5 protein-coding genes are annotated in these 3,529 nt (G+C 75.9%); 3 read left to right on the top strand and 2 right to left on the bottom strand.

What is annotated here, in order from left to right; genetic code table 11:
- Positions 1-509 (bottom strand): MmyB family transcriptional regulator (locus PKY62_RS12715; RefSeq protein WP_324537522.1); only part of this gene is annotated, 509 nt, incomplete at its 3' end.
- Positions 510-684: 175 nt separating this feature from the next.
- Here PKY62_RS12715 and PKY62_RS12710 point away from each other — a divergent pair.
- Positions 685-1,065, top strand: coding sequence for a DUF2255 family protein (locus PKY62_RS12710; RefSeq protein WP_324537520.1), 381 nt, complete (start codon positions 685-687; stop codon positions 1,063-1,065).
- Positions 1,066-1,142: 77 nt separating this feature from the next.
- Here the strand turns inward: PKY62_RS12710 and PKY62_RS12705 are convergent, their stop codons facing one another.
- Complete coding sequence (locus PKY62_RS12705) at positions 1,143-1,973, bottom strand: helix-turn-helix domain-containing protein (RefSeq protein WP_324537518.1); 831 nt, start codon at positions 1,971-1,973, stop codon at positions 1,143-1,145.
- Positions 1,974-2,034: 61 nt separating this feature from the next.
- Here PKY62_RS12705 and PKY62_RS12700 point away from each other — a divergent pair, with 61 nt between their 5' ends.
- On the top strand, positions 2,035-2,454 hold the full coding sequence (locus PKY62_RS12700) for a DUF6157 family protein (protein WP_324537516.1): 420 nt from the start codon (positions 2,035-2,037) through the stop codon (positions 2,452-2,454).
- A gap of 61 nt (positions 2,455-2,515) precedes the next feature.
- A partial coding sequence (locus tag PKY62_RS12695) for an amidohydrolase (RefSeq protein WP_324537514.1) occupies positions 2,516-3,529 on the top strand: 1,014 nt, incomplete at its 3' end.

The raw sequence follows: 3,529 nt of genomic DNA, 5'->3' as shown, positions 1-3,529 counted from the left end.
TCCCTGGCGCGCGGGTCGAGGAACGCGAACCGCGCGTGGTTGGCCGGCCGCACCGGGTCGCGGTAGAGCTCGGAGTACAGCGCGCGACCCAGCGCGTTGACGGCGAGGATGTCGAGCCGGTCGTTGCGCACCACGGCCGGCGCGCCGGTCATGGCGTCGAGCATCGCCCGCACGCTCGGCCGCACCTGGGGCTGGGCGGGGCGCCGGCGCGCCCGCGCCGGGCTGGTGCCGGCTGCCCTGGCCAGGTCGACGAGGTGAGTGCGCTCGGCCTCGTCGAGCTGGAGCGCCGTGGCCAGCGCGGCCAGGACGCCGTCGGACACCCCACCGAGGTTCCCGCGCTCGAGGCGCGTGTAGTAGTCGACCGAGACGCCCGCGAGCATCGCGACCTCCTCGCGGCGCAGACCGGCCACGCGGCGGTGGGTGCCGTAGAGCGGCAGCCCCGCCTGCGTGGGGGTGATCCGGGCCCTGCGCGAGGCCAGGAAGTCGCGGATCTCGGCACGGTGGTCCATGGCAGAACGCTACGGGGGTGCGCACGCGCCCGGCAGGCACTGGCGGTACCCGTCTCGGCAGGGCCTTCCTCCCCCGGTCGTGACGGGGTGTGATGGACGGGACGCGATCCCGGGGCGTGACCTCGCGGGCGAGACCCGGGCTCCGTCGCGGCCCGCACCCACCGAGAGGACACCCATGACGGCCTGGACCGCCGACGAGCTGGCACGGATCGGCCGCGCCGACGAGCTCCAGATCGCCTCCACCCGCACCGACGGCACGATGCGCCCGTACGTCGTCATCTGGGCCGTGCGCGTGGGCGACGACCTCTACGTGCGCTCCGCGGGCGGCCCAACCAACCCGTGGTTCGTGCGCGCGGTGGCCAGCGGCACCGGCCGGGTCCGGGCCGGTGGTGTCGAGCGCGACGTCGCCTTCGCGGACGCCCCGGCGCAGGCGCACACGTCGATCGACGCGGCCTACCACGCGAAGTACGACCGCTACGGCCCGGCCATCGTCGGCAGCGTCGTCGGGCAGACGGTCCGCGAGGTCACCCTGCGGCTGGTGCCGCGCGACGCCTGAGCACGCCGGTCCCGGCCGACGCAGGATCCGGGCGGCACGTCGACGCACGCCACGATGGCGACCTGAATCACCCGGGACTACCCCCCGAGCTCGCGCAGCGACCGAACGTAGGCGCCCGGCGTCAGGCCCACGGCGGTCCGGAAGTCGTTGACGAGGTGCGCCTGGTCGGCGTAGCCGAGCATCGCGGCCACCTCGCTCGACGGCGGCGCGTCGGGCGCGGAGAGCAGCCGTACCACCTCCTGGAGCCGGATCCACCGGCCCACCCAGCTCGGGCCCTGCCCGAGCGTCGCCCTCAGCGCCCGCTGCACGGTGCGCCCGCTGACCCCGAGCCCCGCGGCGATCACCTCGACCGGGGCCGGGCCGTGCTCGGCGAGCCGTGCGACGACGTCGTTCGCCAGCAGGTGCAGCGGCGGGACGGGCCGGTCCGCGAGCACGCGTGCGATGCGCGCGTCGGCCGCAACCGCCTGCACCTCGGGCTCGGCGTCGAGCGGCAGGGCGGCGAGGAGGGCGTGCAGCCGCTCGTCCAGGCGCGCGGTGACCGGGAGCGTCGCGTCGGCCACGTCGGCCGGGGTGAGGTCGCCGAGCACCGCCAGCCCGGCGGGGCGCAGCCGGATGCCGAAGACGCGCCCCGATCCCGTGATGACCCGCTCCCAGGCGTGCGCGTGGACCCCGGTGACGACCAGCGGCGCCGGCACCGCTCCGCGCTCGAGCGACAGTGTCACGGCGGGTGCGGCGACGATGCGCTGCGCGATCCGCTCGGCGCCGAGGTGCCACTGCACCGACCAGTAGGTCTCGACGACGTCCGCGACCTCCGCGGCGGGCGTGAACCACCGGGCGCGGTAGCGGGCGAGGTTGCCGGGGTGGAGCACGCCGGAGCGCTCGTCCGCCTCGATGCCCCGCTCACCCATGGCGCCATCCTCGTCGCGAATCTCCAAGACGGCGCCCCGGGCGCCGCCGCAGGATCGTGGCATGCACACCACCGACTACGTCGACACCTTCATCGCGGTCGCCGAGGACTCCCCCGCCGGCGGCGCGGCCGTCCCCCCGGAGCGGGCGACCCCGAGCGTCGCCGGGCTCACCTACCGGATGATCGCCGACCACCCCTACCGCTACACGTCCGACGACGTCATCTTCACGGTCTGGGCGGACCGCCACGGGGTCGCGGAGGCGGACCGTGCCCGGGCCCGGGCCGAGTTCTTCGCCAAGGGCCAGCCGTGCCTGCGGTCGAGCGACCTGCCCAAGCGCTACGGCTGGGGCGTGCACTGCGACGGCGAGGGCAGGGTCGCGCTCGTGCCGCTGGGCTCCGACGAGTACGTGGCGCTGGCCGGCGGGGTGAGCCCCGAGGGGACCCCGGTGACGGTGACGCGGGCCATGCGGTCGAAGCGGTAGGGCGGTCGAAGCGGTAGGGCGGTCGACCGCGCAGGCCCGCGCCGTGGGCTACGTTGCCGAGATGGACGACGCGCTGCTCGGACGCCTGACGACGACCTACCGTGACCTGCACCGTCACCCGGAGCTGTCGTCTGCGGAGCACCGCACGGCCGGCATCGTCGCGGCGTGGCTGGGCGAGCTCGGCTACGAGGTGACGACGGGCATCGGCGTGACGGGGGTCGTCGGCGTGCTGCGCCACGGCGAGGGGCCGACCGTCCTGCTGCGCGCCGACATGGACGGCCTTCCGGTCACCGAGGCCACGGGGCTCGCCTACGCGAGCACTGTCGACGGCGTCATGCACGCGTGCGGGCACGACGTCCACGTCACCTGCCTGCTGGGTGCGGCCTCCGAGCTCGCGGCCGATCGCGCGGGGTGGAGCGGCACGCTCGTCGTGGCGTTCCAGCCCGCGGAGGAGACCGCGCGCGGCGCCCAGGCCATGGTCGACGACGGGCTCTTCGCGCGCGTGCCGCGCCCCGACGTCGTCCTGGGCCAGCACGTCGCACCCCTCCCGGCCGGGACCCTCGCCCTGCGCAGCGGGCCGGCGTTCGCCGCGACCGACTCCTTCAAGATCACGCTGCACGGCGCGGGCGGGCACGGGTCCCGCCCGGAGGCGACGGTCGACCCCGTGGTGCTGGCCGCGGCCACCGTGCTGCGCCTGCAGACGCTGGTCTCGCGCGAGGTCGCGGGCGGCGACACCGCGGTGCTCACCGTCGGCGCGATCAACGCCGGGACGAAGGCGAACATCATCCCCGACCGGGCGGAGCTGCTGCTCAACATCCGCAGCTACGACCCGACGGTCCGCGCGCACCTGCTCGACGCCGTCGCGCGGGTCGTCAGGGCGGAGTCCGACGCGTCGCGTTCGCCCCGGCCGCCCGAGATCGAGGCGATCGAGGCCGCGCCGGCCGTCGTCAACGACGCCGCGGGGGTGCTGCGCACCCGTGCCGCGCTCGAGGGCGTCGTCGGGCCAGGGCGGCTGGTCGACCCCGGTCCGGTGACGGGCAGCGAGGACGTCGGCGTCCTGGCCGCGGCCGCCGGT

Origin of the sequence: Actinotalea sp. (assembly GCF_035443605.1) — a bacterium.
In the GTDB taxonomy this organism is placed as follows: Bacteria; Actinomycetota; Actinomycetes; order Actinomycetales; family Cellulomonadaceae; genus Actinotalea.
This window is presented reverse-complemented; position numbering and strand designations above follow the sequence as displayed.